At 64.0% G+C, this 16,176-nt stretch carries 15 protein-coding genes; 8 read left to right on the top strand and 7 right to left on the bottom strand.

What is annotated here, in order from left to right; translation table 11 throughout:
- Positions 1 to 127: 127 nt before the first annotated feature.
- From RX329_RS19695 to RX329_RS19680, 4 genes are all read right to left on the bottom strand, one after another.
- Positions 128 to 874: a Crp/Fnr family transcriptional regulator gene (locus tag RX329_RS19695; RefSeq protein WP_085351355.1), complete on the bottom strand. Its 747-nt coding sequence runs from the start codon at positions 872 to 874 to the stop codon at positions 128 to 130.
- Complete coding sequence (locus tag RX329_RS19690; RefSeq protein WP_085351354.1) at positions 874 to 4,041, bottom strand: CheR family methyltransferase; 3,168 nt, start codon at positions 4,039 to 4,041, stop codon at positions 874 to 876. Before RX329_RS19690 ends, RX329_RS19695 begins: the two co-directional genes overlap by 1 nt.
- Positions 4,042 to 4,211: 170 nt before the next feature.
- On the bottom strand, positions 4,212 to 4,478 hold the full coding sequence (locus RX329_RS19685; RefSeq protein WP_018455213.1) for a hypothetical protein: 267 nt from the start codon (positions 4,476 to 4,478) through the stop codon (positions 4,212 to 4,214).
- Positions 4,479 to 4,486: 8 nt separating this feature from the next.
- Positions 4,487 to 5,494 carry a chemotaxis protein CheB gene (locus RX329_RS19680; protein ID WP_018455214.1) on the bottom strand — a complete coding sequence of 336 codons (1,008 nt, stop codon included), beginning with the start codon at positions 5,492 to 5,494 and terminating at the stop codon, positions 4,487 to 4,489.
- 89 nt (positions 5,495 to 5,583) lie between these two features.
- Here RX329_RS19680 and RX329_RS19675 point away from each other — a divergent pair, with 89 nt between their 5' ends.
- Together RX329_RS19675 and RX329_RS19670 are read left to right on the top strand one after the other, a co-directional pair.
- Entirely contained in the window at positions 5,584 to 5,994 is a 411-nt protein-coding gene (locus tag RX329_RS19675) for a response regulator (RefSeq protein WP_083926391.1), read from the top strand.
- 15 nt (positions 5,995 to 6,009) lie between these two features.
- Positions 6,010 to 6,255: a hypothetical protein gene (locus RX329_RS19670; protein ID WP_162496518.1), complete on the top strand. Its 246-nt coding sequence runs from the start codon at positions 6,010 to 6,012 to the stop codon at positions 6,253 to 6,255.
- 70 nt (positions 6,256 to 6,325) lie between these two features.
- Here RX329_RS19670 and RX329_RS19665 read toward each other — a convergent pair whose 3' ends face one another.
- Complete coding sequence (locus RX329_RS19665) at positions 6,326 to 7,108, bottom strand: SDR family NAD(P)-dependent oxidoreductase (RefSeq protein WP_085351353.1); 783 nt, start codon at positions 7,106 to 7,108, stop codon at positions 6,326 to 6,328.
- A gap of 171 nt (positions 7,109 to 7,279) precedes the next feature.
- On the opposite strand from RX329_RS19665, the gene RX329_RS19660 reads away from it, so the two are divergent.
- The 5 genes from RX329_RS19660 to RX329_RS19640 all read left to right on the top strand — a co-directional run bounded on the left by RX329_RS19660 (position 7,280) and on the right by RX329_RS19640 (position 12,122).
- Entirely contained in the window at positions 7,280 to 8,455 is a 1,176-nt protein-coding gene (locus RX329_RS19660) for a zinc-dependent alcohol dehydrogenase (RefSeq protein ID WP_085351352.1), read from the top strand.
- Between the two features lie 12 nt (positions 8,456 to 8,467).
- Positions 8,468 to 9,010 carry a hypothetical protein gene (locus tag RX329_RS19655; protein ID WP_018455219.1) on the top strand — a complete coding sequence of 181 codons (543 nt, stop codon included), beginning with the start codon at positions 8,468 to 8,470 and terminating at the stop codon, positions 9,008 to 9,010.
- A 27-nt stretch (positions 9,011 to 9,037) separates the two neighbouring features.
- Positions 9,038 to 10,642 (top strand): alpha-amylase family glycosyl hydrolase, encoded by a 1,605-nt coding sequence (locus RX329_RS19650; RefSeq protein ID WP_085351351.1) that lies wholly within the window; start codon positions 9,038 to 9,040, stop codon positions 10,640 to 10,642.
- Positions 10,643 to 10,785: 143 nt separating this feature from the next.
- Positions 10,786 to 10,965 (top strand): CsbD family protein, encoded by a 180-nt coding sequence (locus RX329_RS19645; RefSeq protein WP_085351350.1) that lies wholly within the window; start codon positions 10,786 to 10,788, stop codon positions 10,963 to 10,965.
- Positions 10,962 to 12,122, top strand: a complete 1,161-nt coding sequence (locus RX329_RS19640) for a DUF305 domain-containing protein (RefSeq protein WP_085351349.1) — start codon at positions 10,962 to 10,964, stop codon at positions 12,120 to 12,122. Before RX329_RS19645 ends, RX329_RS19640 begins: the two co-directional genes overlap by 4 nt.
- Before the next feature lie 12 nt (positions 12,123 to 12,134).
- Here the strand turns inward: RX329_RS19640 and RX329_RS19635 are convergent, their stop codons facing one another.
- Positions 12,135 to 12,743 (bottom strand): cysteine hydrolase family protein, encoded by a 609-nt coding sequence (locus RX329_RS19635; protein ID WP_018455224.1) that lies wholly within the window; start codon positions 12,741 to 12,743, stop codon positions 12,135 to 12,137.
- Positions 12,744 to 12,777: 34 nt separating this feature from the next.
- The gene (locus RX329_RS19630) at positions 12,778 to 15,099 is read right to left on the bottom strand and encodes an FdhF/YdeP family oxidoreductase (RefSeq protein ID WP_085351348.1); all 2,322 of its coding nucleotides are present in this window, start codon (positions 15,097 to 15,099) and stop codon (positions 12,778 to 12,780) included.
- Positions 15,100 to 15,255: 156 nt separating this feature from the next.
- Here RX329_RS19630 and fdhD point away from each other — a divergent pair, with 156 nt between their 5' ends.
- Positions 15,256 to 16,089 carry a formate dehydrogenase accessory sulfurtransferase FdhD gene (gene fdhD / locus RX329_RS19625; RefSeq protein WP_039799364.1) on the top strand — a complete coding sequence of 278 codons (834 nt, stop codon included), beginning with the start codon at positions 15,256 to 15,258 and terminating at the stop codon, positions 16,087 to 16,089.
- Positions 16,090 to 16,176 lie beyond the last annotated feature (87 nt).

Here is a 16,176-nt window from a genome sequence, read left to right as displayed (position 1 = left end):
ACAGGATTCGGGACGAAACTGCCTTTACGTAAGTTACGTCAATTACTCAAAACCAGCCATCCGCTCAAAAAACATCCGCGAACACTAACCTGGATCAAGTACGACCGTTCCCGAAGCGAGCAAACGCTTAGCTCCGTCGATAGAGTTGCAGATAGCTCGGGGAGAACAGCGCCGCATCCTTGAGCGCATCGAGATCGGTGATGGTCAGCGTGCGATCGCGCAGCACGATCAGACCGGAAGCACGCAACTCCTGAACCGTGCGATTGAGATGGACCACCGACAGGCCGGTGGCGTCCGCAAGATCCATTTGCGTCACCGGCATCACGCAGGAATTGCCCTCGACCATGCCGACAGGACGCAGCCGCTCGATGATCTCGCAGAACAGATGGGCCACGCGTTCAAAGGCCACCCGGCGGCCGAGGTTGATGGCCCATTCGCGCTGGATCGCGTTGTTGACGAGCGTCTCGCACCAGAACGCTTCCGCGAGCCCACGGTCCCCCGCCACCAGACTCTCGAACCGCGCGCGCTTGATTTCGGTGTAGACGACCGGCGTCATCGCCGCGATGGAATGATCCATCACCGAGAGCAGGAACGCGTGCGCGTCGCAACTTTCGCCGGGAAAGAGAAAATTGACGATCTGTCTCCGGCCGTCCTCCAGCGTCTTGTAGCGGCAGAGCCAGCCGGACAGCACGAGGCGCACGCTGTCGACCGGATCGCCCTCCGAGATCAGATCCTCGCCCGCTCCTGCGCGCTGGATTCCCTCGAGCATCGCGTATTCGAGCGAGGTGCGGGCCTCCGTCGACAAGGGCCTCAGCACGTTCAGCCGGCGAATGACCGGGTCCACCTGGCTGCGATCTAGCGTCGACAAGGGCATCAGCTGGCCACCGCCGGTGTATGAAACGCCCGCTTGCTGAGGGGAATGGTGATCGTGCATTCCAATCCCTTGGGACTGAATGCCAACCTGGTCTGCCCCTTGAACTCGAACGCGAGTGTGCGCTCCAGAAGCTCGGTCCCAAATCCTTTGTGCGGCGGCGGCGCAACCGGCGGCCCACCGCGCTCCCGCCACTCGAACACCAGCTCCGCCGGGTCGGTGCCCTGCTCGAGGCGCCAGGAAATCTCGATGCGACCGGTCGGCCGGCTCAGGGCGCCGTATTTGAGTGCGTTGGTCGCGAGCTCGTGAATGGCAAGGGCAAAGGTTTCCGCTGCCTTCGACTGAAAACGCACCGGGGGACCGCTGACACGTACCTGCTCGCCCTCCCTGGCATTATAGGCCAGCATCTCCTCGACGGCGAGGTATTCGAGATCGACGCCGCCTTCGGGATCGCGGGTCACCAGCGCCTGGGTACGGGCGAAAGCGTTGAGCCGGCCGTCGAGATGAGAGGCAAACTCCTCGACCGTCGAGCTCGTATCGGCCGTGCGACGGGCGATCGAGCGCACCACGCCGAGCGTGTTGCGGACCCGATGCTGGAGCTCGGCCAGCAGCAGGCGCTGCCGCTCCTCGGCGCGGGTCATGGCGGTGATGTCAACGAAGGTGATCACGACCCCGGCGATGAAGTTTTCGATGCTGCGATAGGGCAGGATTCGCACGATGTAGCGCGTGCCGCTGTCCGGCGCCCTCAGCTCGCGCTCGGCGCTGGCAAGCGTCCGCAGCACGCTGCGAACGTCGTCATAGAGGTCCTCGATCGGGACGCGCGCCTTGATGTGCGCGATGGGCCGGCTAATATCGGTTTCTACGAGATGCAGAATTTGTGTGATCGCCGGCGTGAAGTTCATCACGCGCAACTCGTTGTCGAGGAATACGGTCGCGATCTGCGTGCTCTCCAGGAAATTCCGGAGGTCACTGGTGGCGCGCGTCAATTCCTGGACGCGGTGAGCAAGCTCGCCGTTGACGGTGGTCAGCTCCTCGTTGACCGACTGCAATTCCTCGCGCGAGGTTTCGAGTTCTTCGTTCGCGGACTGGAGCTCCTCGTTGAGGGACTGGTATTCCTCGTTCGAGGACTTCAGCTCCTCATTGGTGCTTTCGAGCTCTTCGATGGTCGCCTGAAGGCGCTCCCGCGTCGCCCGCAGCTCGCCTTCGATACGGTCGACATGCTCGGTCTGCACCAACGCATTGGGCTTGCCTGCGCCGGCATCGATGGCGCGCACCGGGCCGTCCTTGAACAGGACGACAAAATTGCGATCGCCGCTGCCGCTCTCCTGGATCGGCTCCACCGTGATGTCGACGGGAATGTGCTGGCCGTTGGCGCCGAGCTGCACCTGTTCGGCATGGGCGGGCTCGTTGGTCTCCGCCGCGCGGCTGAGCACCGCCCGCAGGTCCAGGCGGAGATCGCGGTGGACGAGTTGGAGCAGATCGAGCGTGGCGGCGCCTGCCGTCGGCTCGATGTAGCGTCCGGTGCGCCCGGAAAAGTGCAGGACCTGAAAGTTGCTGTCGGCGATGACATAGGCGGGCGCATAGCGCTCCGCGATCCGCTGCGCGCGACGCTCCAGCCCGATATCAGGGCGGAAGGAGCGCGCCGGCGCTATCTCGAGGTTTGCCCTCCCCGCGGCGGTCGTGATCGGAAATTCCGGCGGCAGCCGGGTTCCGGTCTCGAGCTTCTTGAAGATGCGGGCGCGGCGGTCGACCGGTACGAACAGTTTTGGATGCCGCGTGACGTTCTCGGAATTGCCGAGGAACAGGAACCGATCCGGCAGAAGGGCGAAGTGAAATAACGGGATCACCCGGTTCTGCAATTCGGCATTGAGGTAGATCAGCAGGTTGCGGCAGGAGACGAGATCGAGCTTGGAGAACGGTGCGTCCTTGATCACGTTGTGCTGCGAGAAGATGCACATCTCGCGCAGCTCCTTGACCACGCAATAGGTGTCACCTTCGCGCACGAACCAGCGCGCCAGGCGCTCGCCGGTCATCTCCGCTTCGATCTTGGTGCGATAGCGGCCGACGCGCGCAGCCGCCAGCGCCCGTCCGTCGATGTCGGTCGCGAAGATCTGAACCTGCGGTGGCGAGTCCATTTTGGCCATGTACTCGCGCAGGAGGATAGCGATCGAATAGGCCTCCTCGCCGGTTGCGCAGCCGAGCACCCAGACGCGAACCTGCTGGCTCGCGTCCTTGCCTTCGAAGAGCTTCGGGACGGTCTGGTTCTCCAGCACCTCGAATTCACGCTTGTCGCGGAAGAATTCGGTGACGCCGATCAAGAGGTCGTTGAAGAGGTGCTGCGCCTCGTCCTGGTCGTTGCGCAGGAAATCGACGTAAGCGGAAATGTCGCCGATCTGGACCACCTGCATCCGCCGCTGCACGCGACGCAGGAAGGTGTTCTGCTTGTAGCCGTGGAAATCATTGCCGGTCTTGCTGCGCAGGATGTCGGCGATGCGCGACAGCGAGGTCGCTGCAGCGGCCAGCACCTCATCGAACCCCTGCTTCTCCTCCAGCCGCCGCAGATGACGGGCATAGACCTGGATGTGCTCGGCGATGTCTTCGGCGGTCAGCACGTAGTCGGCGATCGCCGCCGGCGTATCGGCGTCCTTCAGATGATCCGCGTCGTCGCTCGCGCCTTTTTCGGCGATGGCAAGGCCGCCGTGGTCCTTCAGTGTCGCGGTACCCAACGTGCCATCGCCGCCGATGCCGGACAGGATCACGCCGATCGATTGCTCGGCGCGTTCTTCCGCCAGCGACACCAGGAAGCTGTCGATCGTCGCCCGCTCGCCGGGCGCCTGCTCGGCCGGGCGGACGCCGAAGCGACCGTCCTGGATCGTCGTGATCATCGCCGGCGGGCACAGATAAATCGTGCCACCCTCGATGGTCTGGCCGTTGCCGACGTCGGAAATCTTGCCACCGTGGGAATTTCGCACGATCTGGCGCAGCCGCGGCTCGTCGAGGGCCTCATGATGCTGGAATGCGAGCACGACGGCCTGGTCGGCGCTTACGGTCAGCCTGGAAAAGAACCGCTCGACGCTATCCAGAGCTGTCGGCGCGGCGCCCACCCCGATGATCAGCGGAGACCTGGTCTGGCGCTCTCTTTCGACCGACTGGTCGCCGATTTCATGCATGGTCTCGGTAGCTCTCATTCATTGACGGGAACCAGAGGACGCCCGCTCGCCGCAAATAGCAGAATTGATATTATCCCAACAGGTGCAAGGCGGAAACGTCACGCTGCGTTCCGTACAGCGAGCATTGGGCATTAGGCATTGAGCTTGGGTGGCCTGCCAACGCCCCCAGATCACTCCGGACCGACTTGCTGCCGAAGATAGGCGATCCGCTGCTCGATCAGGACGCGATGGCGCAGCCATTCCGTGAGGGTCTGCTTCAGCGCCTCGACCAACCGTTCCGCCTGGCCCGCGTCGTGGCCGCCGGCACTGAGCTCGCGGATGCGCGCCTCCTGATCGAGGATGCGCCGCGAACCCTCCTCGATATCCCGATCGGCCTTGATCAGATGGCGGCGCTCGGTATCGAGTTGCTCGGTCCATTCGGCGAGGGAAATGGCCATCGCGACCCTCAAGCCTCCCGCTTGCGAATGGGAGGATCGAGCGACTTTAGCACAACGCGCCGGATCATGTCGGCATATTCGCGATATTCGGCAGCGCGCGCCTGGTACATCTCGGCCACCGCCGGCCGGCCGTTGCGCCGTCCGTCGGCGGCCATGCGCTGCACCAGCTCGGCCCGCTCCTCGATGATGCGCAGTGCGACCCGCAGGGCTTCATCCACTTGCCCCTCCTGCTCTTTTGCGAGGACGTCGGCGGCGAAGGCGTGACCGACCTGGCAACGGAAGCGCATCGGGTGCGATTCCTTCATCTCGGACAGGACGCCCCCGCAGGCCGGACAGGTCAGCGCAACCGGATCGGCCATCGAGACGAGACGGTCACTGCCGATCCGTTCGCCGGCCGCGATCTCGACCTCGAGCCGGATCTCCGGCGGGATCGGCAGTGCGGCGCCGGCAGCCTCCCTGGCGAGATCAGACAGCACGTCGCCCATTCCGGCGCCGGGAACGCAAAGATCGATGATGGTCGCCTCGAGGGCGCTCCTTGGCATTTCATCGGCGATGGCATCCGAGGGGTCCTGAACCACCGAAATCCCGCCGCAACGCTTGATGGCGTTGAGACCGGCCGAACCGTCGGACAACAGGCCGCTGAGCAGCACACCGATCACACGCGGGCCGTAGTTGATGGCGGCCGAGCGAAACAAGGCATCGATGGCCGGCCGGACCATGTTCTCGCGCGGGCCGCGCCCGAGGAATACGCGATCCTCGGACAGCAGCAGATGGTGGTCCGGTGCGGCCAGATAAACCCGGCCTGGCTCGATCTTCATGCCGTTTTCGGCCTGCCGGACCGGGAGCGGACCGGCGCTGCTGGCCACCGTCGAGAGAATGCCGATGCCCTGCGCCGGGATGTGCAGCACGATGAACACCGCCGCGGGCAGATCCGGCGGCAGCCGGCCCAGGATCTGCTTCAGCGGCGCGGTCGCGCCGGCCGAGCCACCTATGACGATGATGTCGCGGTTGCTCATGGAACCCACTATCGGTTGTATTCGTTTGTACCAAGGCGGGTCACCGCCCTATGTTCCTATGAACCGGCAACGAAGGGCTGGAAGGCACCATGGCGATGTCGCCTCGATCGTCAGGTCCAGAGTCGGCGCTCAGCGGGCGACGCATCTTCATTGTCGAGGACGAATATTTTCTCGCCGACGACATTGGCAGAGCATGTCGCGCGCTCGGCGCAGACATCGCGGGCCCGGTGGGCGATCTCAACGACGCACTCCGTATCCTGCACGACGGCAGTGTTCTGGATGCCGCCGTGCTCGACGTGAACATCCGCAGCGAGATGATCTTTCCGGTCGCGCGCGAACTGAAGGCACGGAACGTCCCCTTCCTCTTCACGACCGGATACGACAAGGTCACGATCAGTCCGGAATTCCACGACGTGCCGATCCTGGAGAAACCGATCGATATGCCTGCGATGGCACAGAGGCTGGCGGCGCTGATCGCCGATCCGCACGGCCGAGCCTGACGACGATCAGAACAGATGCGCGAAAGCGAGCCAGGCGGTCACCGCCAGACACAGAAGCACCGCAGCATAGGGCAACGCGATCCGCAAATCAGCAGCCCTCCCGGTCATCAACCCATCATCATCCAGACGATCGCCGCCATCATGACGAGAAAACCCGTGATTGCCGTTGCGACAAAGGCCTGTTCGACGCGATCCATCGGCATCACAGCCCCCTTTTTCCAGCCGAACCAGTCTGACGGCGCGGGGAGCTTTGCGCATTAGGCTATGTGAATCGGCGTCCTCCTTATCGGTCCGCGCCGCACCGGTTAGCTTAGATTGCGACGGTATCGTTCTACGACTTCGCCGTGCCCGGCTCCGCCATCTTGCGATGCTGCTTGGCCAGCATCTCGTTCGGCGTGACATTGGCGATCGTGGTCTGGATCTTGTTCTTCATTCCGGTCACGATGTCGGACTCCCCGCGCAACATGGCGTCGAAGCCGGCCTTCGCGACGTCGTAGGCACTGTCCTTCGGCTCGGTGCCGACCTTGGTATCCATCATGTCGGCGCGGCGGAAGAACTCCGTTTCCGTGGCGCCAGGCATTAGGCAGGTGACGGTGACGCCGCTGTCGCGCAACTCCTCGCGGAGCGCGAATGAGAATGAATCAAGAAACGCCTTGCTGGCGTTGTAGACCGCCTGAAAACTGCCCGGCGTGAATCCCGCGATCGAGCCCGTGATCAGGATGCGCCCCGAATTGCGGCGAAGCATCGCGTTGCCGGCGCGATGGATGAGATACAGCGTGCCGGTGATGTTGGTGTCGACGAGGTGCTTGATCCTGGCAAAATCCTGGTCGAGAAAGGCCTTGCCAAGACCAACGCCGGCATTGGCCAGCAGCGCGTCGATCGGCCGGTCGCCGACCGCGGCGCAGAGCTTGTCGACGCCTTCGGTGGTGGCGAGATCGGCCTGCACCGGTTCGACGCTGCTGCCGAGCCTGCGCAGATCGACGGCCACCCTCTCGATCTCGGGCTCGTCCGCCGCAATGACAAGGTTGAAACCTGCTTGGGCACAGCATCTGGCGAGTTCCAGCCCGATGCCGGTGGAGGCGCCGGTGACGACGGCGAGTTGATTGGCGGGCATGAGCGTATCCTTCGCTAATCCTCGAGGGGGATTGATGACGCTCCAATCACCGCAATGCGCGCTCGTTCCTATCGGGGACGCACGCTGGTGCGGCGCAAAGATTTTGCACTGTGGAATAGCAACCATCGTTCGTTGTTCGACTTGGTTGCCTCGTAGCTCGGGAGAAAAGAGATGAAGGCGCTGGTTTGGCACGGCAAGGAAGACATACGCTGCGACACCGTTACCGATCCGGAAATTCAGGACGCGCGGGATGCCATCATCAAAGTCACGAGCTGCGCCATCTGCGGCTCGGACCTGCACCTCTTTCACAATTACATTCCGGGCATGCTGCCCGGGGACATCATGGGCCACGAGACCATGGGCGAAGTGGTCGAGGTCGGCTCGGGCGTCGACGGCAAGCTGAAGAAGGGCGACCGCATCGTCGTGCCCTTCACAATCATTTGCGGCGAATGCGACCAGTGCAAGCGTGGCAATTTCTCGGTTTGCGAAACCACCAATCGCAAGAGTCATCTCGCTGAAAAAGCGTTCGGTCATTCGGGCGCCGGCCTGTTCGGCTATACGCACCTGACCGGCGGCTATCCCGGCGGCCAGGCCGAATATTTGCGCGTGCCGTTCGCTGACGCCACGCACATCAAGGTGCCCGCGGGCATTCCCGACGAGCAGTTGCTGTTTCTCAGCGACATCTTCCCGACCGGCTGGCAGGCCGCCGTGCAATGCGACATCGAGCCGACCGACACGGTCGCGATCTGGGGCTGCGGTCCCGTGGGGCAGATGGCGATCCGCAGCGCCATCCTGCTCGGCGCCAACCAGGTGATCGCGATCGATTGCCTGCCCGAACGGCTCAGCATGGCCGAAGCCGGCGGCGCCACCACCATCAACTTCGAAAAAGAAAGCGTCCTGGAGCGGCTCGAGGAGCTCACCGACGGCAGAGGCCCCGAAAAATGTATCGATTGCGTCGGGATGGAGTCGCATGTGATGGCTTCCCTGCCCGACACGCTGCTCGACCGCGCCAAGCAGATGGTCATGGTGGAGAGCGACCGGCCCCATGTGCTGCGCGAGATGATCTATGTCTGCCGGCCCGGCGGCATCATTTCGGTGGCAGGCGTGTACAGCGGATTCTCCGACATGCTGCCGATGGGCGCCTTCATGAACAAGGGCCTGACGATGCGCACCGGCCAGACCCACGTCAACCGCTGGACGGACGACCTGCTCCATCGCATCGAGGAAGGTCAGATCGATCCGTCCTTCGTCATCACCCACACCGTCCCGCTTAGCCAAGGCCCCGAGATGTACCAGGTGTTTCGCGACAAGCGCGACTCCTGCGTCAAGGTCGTGCTGAAGCCCTGAGGAGCAAGACCCATGTTTCATTTCTCCAACATCGTTCGCACCAAGGGCGACCCGAAAATCGTCGAGGGCGGCCCGAGCCTGAAGCGGCCCGAAGACCAGCTCGCCCGTGCGCTCGGCTGGTTCAGCATCGGTCTCGGCGTCGTGGAATTCTTCGCGCCGCGGCGCGTCACGGAAACGCTGGGCATGGAGGGCCATGAGACGCTGGTCCGCACCTTCGGCCTGCGCGAGATCCTGGCCGGGGTCATGACGCTCTCGGTCGAGAAGAACGCCGGCCTGTGGGCCCGCGTCGGCGGCGACGGCCTCGATGCCGCCGCGCTGCTCTCGGGGCTGACCGCGGACAATCCCAAAAAGGGCAATATCGCGCTGGCGCTGCTGATGGTCGGCGGCATCGCGATGCTCGATTACCGCGCCGCGCAGGACACCAAGCCGCAGCGGCCGCAGCGCGACGCACGGCGCAAGCTGTATCCGAACCGCAGCGGCTTTCCCAAGGGCATCGAGAGCGCCCGAACCGCGGCCAAGCAGATCGCAGCGCACGCCGCGACGGAACGGACCTGAGAACGCGCGACGAGGTGATGCAAGACAATGAGCGAAGCGTCCCGTAACGAAGGTGCGTGGTGGGAATCCGCCGTCATCTACGAAATCGCACTGATCTCGTTCCAGGACTCGGACGGCGACGGCAAGGGTGATCTCGCCGGCCTGACATCCCGCATCGACTATCTGAAATGGCTCGGCGTCGACGCGGTGTGGCTGACGCCGGTCTACAAGAGCCCGTTTCGCGACCTCGGCTACGACATCTCCGACTACTGCTCGATCGATCCTGCGTTCGGCAGCCTCGAGGCGTTCGACCGCCTGCTCAAGGCCCTGCACGCGGCGGATATCCGCGTGATCCTCGATCTCGTGCCCAATCATACCGCGAACGATCACGCATGGTTCATCGAGAGCAGCAGCTCACGGAACAGCGCGAAGGCCGATTGGTACATCTGGGCCGACGCAGCCGAGAACGGCGGCCCGCCCAACAACTGGCTGAGCCGCTTCGGCGGCAGCGGCTGGGAATGGTGCGAGGCGCGGCGGCAATATTACTATCACTCCTTCCTGGTCGAGCAGCCCGATCTGAACTGGCGCAACCCGCAACTGCGCGCCGCGATCGCCGACGTCATGCGCTTCTGGCTCGATCGCGGCGTCGACGGCTTTCGCGTCGATGCCAGCGCGGTCCTGATCAAGGACGCGCTGCTGCGCGACAATCCGCATAACCCGCAAGCGAAAGGCAAGCCGCCGCCGCAGCGCCAAACGCCCGTCTTTACCGACGACCGGCCGGAGACGATGGATTGCATCGAATTCATTCGCGAGGTGATCGACGGCTATCCAGGGCGGATGTTGTGCGGTGAAGTCCAAGGCAAGACCGACCGCATCGGCCACTTCTACGGCAACGACCGACCGCGCCTGCATCTGCCCCTCAATTTCGCACTGCTGGACTCGCAATGGGACGCGCTGTCCCTGCAAGCAACGATCGACGCGTATTTCAACGCCATCCCGGATCATGCATGGCCGGTCTGGGTGATCGGTGGTCACGACAAGCAACGGATCGCGAGCCAAATCGGCGAGCCGCAAATGCGCGTGCTGGCGATGCTGCTGATGACGCTGCGGGGAACGCCCTTCTTCTTCATGGGCGACGAGATCGGCCGCAAGCGCGTTCCCATTCCGCCCGACCGCGTCCACGATCCCTTTGAGAAGCTCGTGCCGGGGTATGGCCTTTGCCGCGATCCCGAACGCGCGCCGATGCGATGGGATGACAGCAGCAACGGCGGCTTTACAACCGGCGATCCATGGCTGCCGCTCGAGCCGCGCGACGGCGCGGCCAACGTGGCCGCGCAGCAGCGCGACCCACGTTCGATCCTGGCGCTGTTTCGCGCGCTGATGCGACTGCGGCGCGAGCGCGCGTGCCTGCGCCACGGCGGCTACGAGCCCCTACGCGCGCAGAACGACGTTCTTGCCTACAGGCGGACGGATGGCGGCAAGGAAATTCTGGTCGCGCTCAACATTGCCGCCGAGCCGCGGAAATTGCATTGGCAAGGTCGCGGCCGCCTGCTGATGTCGACGCATCTCGACCTGCCGTCCGAGCCGCTGCCGGACGCCTCCATCCTGCTCCGCGGCAATGAAGGCGTGATCATCGAACTCGAGCCACGGTGACGGCCGAGGAACCATCCGCGCGTCAGAGAGTCTCATCAACGCCTCCGACGTCCCCCCTGCCGGAGGCTGAATAGACGAAACCGCAGCCCCGGCGCTCACCCCCTTCAAGCGCCGGGGTGGCGGCGTGAGCCAGGAGGCGGATCATGAGCAAGACCAAGGGCCTCGGTCAGCGGATCGCCGGCAAGGCGAAACAGGCCGTCGGCGAGATCGTCGGCGATCAGAATCTCCATGAGGAAGGCAAGGAGCAAGCGGAGCGCGGCCGGGACGAACAGAGCAAGCCGAGCGAGCTCAATCCGTTGAAGAAACTCAATCAGCTGACGTGAACGCTGCCGCGCCGTCAGCCATTTCCAAGTCAATTCGCACCGGTGATGAAGGCGCCTCACGGCGACGCTCGCGCTGGGTCGCCGCTGCCGAACTCGGCCTGATCAGCAGCACCTTCTCGACCATCGTCAGCCAGCTCTTCGCCGCGCGCATCGGACGCGATGCCGCGGTCGACTGGATGACGGTCGCCGCCATTCCCGCGCGCGATTGGGCGATCAGCGCAGAGCCGTCGTGGAGCGCGATCCTTGCCGGGATCGCCTTCCACCAATGGGCGGACTTCTCCTGGGCGCTGGTGTTCTTCGGTGTGCTCGGGCGCTGGACCGCTGACCTGCGGCCGCTCACGATCCTGCTGCTCGCGCTGCCCTGGGCCGTGTTCTCGTCAAGCATGGAATGGTTCGTGCTGGTGCCCCTGTTTCCGTTTTGGCAACCGCTGTTCACGCTGCAGCAGCCCTACTGGATCGGCCTGCTCGTCCACGGCTCCTCGGCCGTGATGTACCCCCTGTTTGCCCGGCTGCGCTGGACGGGGGGAGCAGCACCCGCGCGCGACGTTCGCTTCACCAATGCCTGGATCACCGGCGCGCTGGCTTTGATCGCACTGCTCGGCGCGGCTGCCTTGTTCGGCAGCCATGGTTACGAGCCGCAGTGGGCGGGCCGCGACAGGGACGCGGACCAGACTTACATCCGTCACATGACTGCGCATCACGCCCAGGGCATCGCGCTGGCGCGGATCGCCGCGGAGCGCGCGCAGGACCCGCATCTGCGAAAGCTGGCGATGCTGATGGTCGCAAGCCAGACCGGCGAGAACCGGATTTTCGAGACGTGGTGGCTGAGCTGGTTCGACACCGAGATACCCGATTGCAGCTCGGACGAACGTGCCGCCATGCCGGGCTTCCTGACACAGGCCGAGATGCGGCAGGTCAAGGCCGCGCCGGCGAACCAATTCGACACGGTCTTCGTCGAAACGATGAGCAAGCATCACGCAGGCGCAGTCAAGATGGCCGACCAGATGTGGCATAGCGGCGGCGATCTGCGCCTGCGTGTGATGGCCCACGCCATCCGCCATGAGCAACAGGGCGAGATCGCGCTGATGCACGGCGCCAGCGGCATTGCCGCCGTCGCCGCCGCCTTCCGCAACATGCTCGGCGACAATGTCAATTGAGCGGGTCGTGCCCTACTCGCGCCAGAACTCCGCCAATTCCTCGGCGGTCATCAGATCGACCTGGCCGTGAAAGCGGGTGCGATACATCGTCATCAGCGCATCATGGCCGACGTCGGACGAGCTGCACAGCGCATCCTCGACGATGACGACCCTGAAGCCGAGATCGACGGCGCTCAGGACCGTCGAGAGCACGCAGACGTCCGTCTCCGCCCCGGTGATGACGACCGTGCCGACGTTCTTGTCGATCAGCAGGCTCGCGAGGCCAGGATTGCTGAACGCGGAGTAGGCCGGCTTGTCGATGACGGCAGCCGGCGGAACGAAGCGGCTCAGAGCCGGCACGAGTTCGAGGCCGGATGGCGGCAGATGTTTGCGGGTCGCTTCGCGCCAGCGACGAAAATAGCGCTGCCACTGTCCGGGACGATCTTCCGGATCTTCCGGCGTGATGAATCGCGTGAAGATCGTTCTGGCCTGATGGCGCGAAACGATCGAGGCGATCGTCGGCAACACTCGCGCCATCCATGGCGTCTCCCAAAGGCCACCCGGAGCGAAGATGTTCTGCATGTCGATGCACAAGTGAACGGCGTCGCTGATGTCGGTCACGTCCGACGCGCTGTCTCTCATCGTCCTTCACTCCTGTGGGCGTGATCGACGGCGTTCACGACGCCGAGATCCGAGCCTCTCCGGCCTCGACGATCTCTGGAAGGATGTCCTTGAACAGACGCACCGGAATGGATTTTGCCGCAGGGACCTTGCTGCCCTCCGCGTAATGCCAGAGCGGAATGAGCACGTTGCACTCCGGATAATAAGCCGCAATGCTCCTGCGCGGGATGCCATAGGGGACGATTTGGAGTTCGCTCAGGCTGCGTTCGACACCGTCGCCCGCCTCCGTCACCAGCGTGACGGTATCTCCTGCTTTCAACCCGTCTCCCTCCATGTCGGCGGGATTCATGAACACGACGTAGCGGCCGCCCTCGATGCCGCGAAAGCGATCGCCTTCGGCGTAGATCGTCGTATTGAACTGCCCGTCCGCGCGCAGTGTCATCAGCTCATAGACGCCGTCGGTCTCGCGCGGCGGCGCGAAGGCCGACTTCGGAACGGTGAAGTTGGCCTTGCCGTTCGGGGTCTTCCACTTCCGCTCGCGCGCCGCGAGTGGCCGCGCAAAACCGCCGGGTTCGAACATGCGCGCATTGAAGTCCTTGAACTGGTCGGGATAGGTGCGCTCGATGGCGTCCCGAACCCGCGAATAGTCGGCGACCCAGGCGTCCCAATCGATCTTGGGGTTGGGCTTCAACGTTGCCTTTGCCAGGGCGGCGACGATCGCCGGCTCCGACAGGAGATGGTCGGCCACCGGCTTGCGCTGGCCGCGCGATCCGTGAATGCAGGTGGTGGAATCCTCCATCGACACCGCTTGTGCGCCGCTGGCCTGCCGGTCGATCTCGATCCGGCCGAGGCACGGCAGCAGATAAGTGCCCTCGCCCGGCACGAGGTGGGTCCGGTTGAGCTTGGTCGCGATCTGCACCGACAGGCGCAGGCCGGACCAGGCGGGCTCCATCAGGGACCGCTCCGGAACGGCGCGCAGGAAATTGCCGCCGAGGCCGACGAAGCCGCGAACGTCGCCTTTCAGAATACCCTGGCAGGCGTCGACGGTGGACAGTCCCTCCCACCGCGGCGGCTCGAAACCGAAAAGCTCCGCAAGCTTGTCGAGCGGCACCAGCTTGGTCTTCTCGGAGATGCCGACGGTGCGCTGGCCCTGCACGTTGGAGTGGCCCCGGATCGGCAAAATGCCCGCGCCCGGCTTGCCGATATTGCCGCGAAGCAGCAGCAGGTTGACGATCATCTTGTTCGTCTCGACGCCGTGCTTGTGCTGGGTGATGCCCATGCCGTAATTGGCGATCACAGCCTTGGCTTCCATATAGGTGTTCGCGGCTTCGCGCAGCGCACCGCGCGAAAGCCCCGAGGCCCGTTCGATCTCGTCCCAATCCTGTGTACGGCAGAATGCGGCGAACTCCTCGAAGCCGGCCGTGTGCTGCTGGATGAATTCGACATCCACCACGCGCGCAGCTTCATTCTTGCGCGCGAGGTCGTCCGCCTCGATCACCCATTTGCAAATCCCGACGATCGCCGCAGCATCACCGCCGACCCGCACCTGATAATATTGCGAGCTGATGCGCGTGCCGCCGGCGATCATCTGGACCGGATTTTGCGGATTGACGAAACGCTCCAGGCCGCGCTCGCGCAGCGGATTGAAAGATATGATCGGCACGCCGCGCTGCGCCGCCTCCTGGAGCGGATGCAGCATGCGCGGCGCATTGGTGGTCGTGTTGTGGCCGAAGAAGAAGATGCAACCGGTAGTCTCGAAATCCTCCAGCAGAACGGTCCCGACCGGAACTCCGATCACCTCCGGCAGCGCCACCGACGTGGTTTCGTGGCACATGTTCGAGCTGTCGGGGAAATTGTTGGTGCCGTACATGCGGCCGAATAATTGGTACATGTAGCTGGTTTCGAGCGAGGCACGTCCAGACGTGTACATCACGACCGAACGGGGATCGAGCCGGTTCAGCTCGGCGCCGATAGCCGCAAAGGCCTCCTCCCAGTCGACCGGCAGATATTTGTCGCTTGCCCTGTCGTAACGCATCGGCGTCGTCAGGCGCCCCTGCTCCTCCAACTGATGATCGGACCAAGTTCGTAGTTCAGCCAGCGTATGTTGCGCAAAGAACTCCGGTGTCACGGTCTTGCGCGTAATCTCCCAGGCGGTCGCCTTGGCGCCGTTTTCGCAGAACTCGAACGGACGCGGCTTGGCCGGCTTGGCCCAGGAGCAGCTCACGCACATGAATCCGTCCGGCTTGTTCTGCTTGAGCAGGATCTCGCTGCCGAGAATGGCGACCTCTTCCTGTGTCAGGATACTGGCAACGGCTTTGAGCGAGCCCCAGCCGCCTGCCGGCGCATCATAGTTCTCGACCTTTGCCTTTTGCCGCATGGCGTTTCCTTCAATCGCAAGCCCTGCACGCAAAACCCGAGATGGGATGGCAAGTTCCAAGCGTTCGGAACCTTGCTCCGGTTCGTGCGTCGATGAATCGACGTAGGACGAACACCCATGCACGGCTCTCGATCCGGCGCACACGATCGCGCATCCATGCCCACGGCATCCGTGAGAATGCCCCGGCTGACGTCGAGCGGAACGCGGGATGAGCGGATGCTGGCGGAGGAATGTCCCGTGGCACTCGTCTACGACGGAACGACCGTCGCCGTTGTGATGGCAACTCCCGCCGATCTGACCGATCTTGCTGTGGGATTCAGCCTGACCGAAGGGATCATCGGGGACATCGGCGAGATCGAGGAGCTCACGGTCGTTCCCGGTCGCGACGGCATCGAACTGCGGCTATGGCTGCGAACGAACGCCGGGCGCCGCCTGAAGGAGCGCCGGCGACATCTGGTCGGGCCGACGGGTTGCGGCCTGTGCGGCATCGACAGCTTGCGGGAAGCCGGGCGGATCGTTCAGTGCGTCGAGCAGCCAGCGAACCTCACGGCGGAGCAGATCAGCACGGCCGTCGCAACCCTCAGCGAGTCACAGATCCTCAACTACAAGACACGCGCCGCTCACGCCGCGGGTTTTTTCGAGCCAGTCGGCAAGACCATGACGGTGCGCGAGGACGTGGGGCGCCACAACGCCCTCGACAAGCTTGCCGGCGCTCTCGCGACGGAAGGAGCATCCGGCCGCGCTGGCGCCGTCATTCTCACCAGCCGGATTTCGGTCGAGATGGTGCAAAAAACCGCCGCGATCGGCGCCGGCGTCGTCGTTGCCATGTCTGCACCGACCGCGCTCGCAGTCCGAACGGCCGAAGCCAGCGGGATCACGCTTGTCGGCATAGCGCGGGGCGACGAATTCGAGATCTTCAGCCATCCGGCGAGGGTGTTTAAGCCCGCCGCCACGCAGATCGAGCCGGAGTCTCGACCGCAGGCAAACTAAGGGAACCCGGACGTGAGGGCATAGCGAACTTCGCCAGGCAACTTCATGCCCGATCGCGCCGAGGGAGCGAACCCTCGGCCGCGAGAT

This window comes from Bradyrhizobium sp. BWC-3-1 (genome assembly GCF_032917965.1).
GTDB lineage: Bacteria > Pseudomonadota > Alphaproteobacteria > Rhizobiales > Xanthobacteraceae > Bradyrhizobium > Bradyrhizobium canariense_D.
Note: the sequence above shows the minus strand (reverse complement) of the source record. Positions and strands in the feature narration are given on the sequence as shown.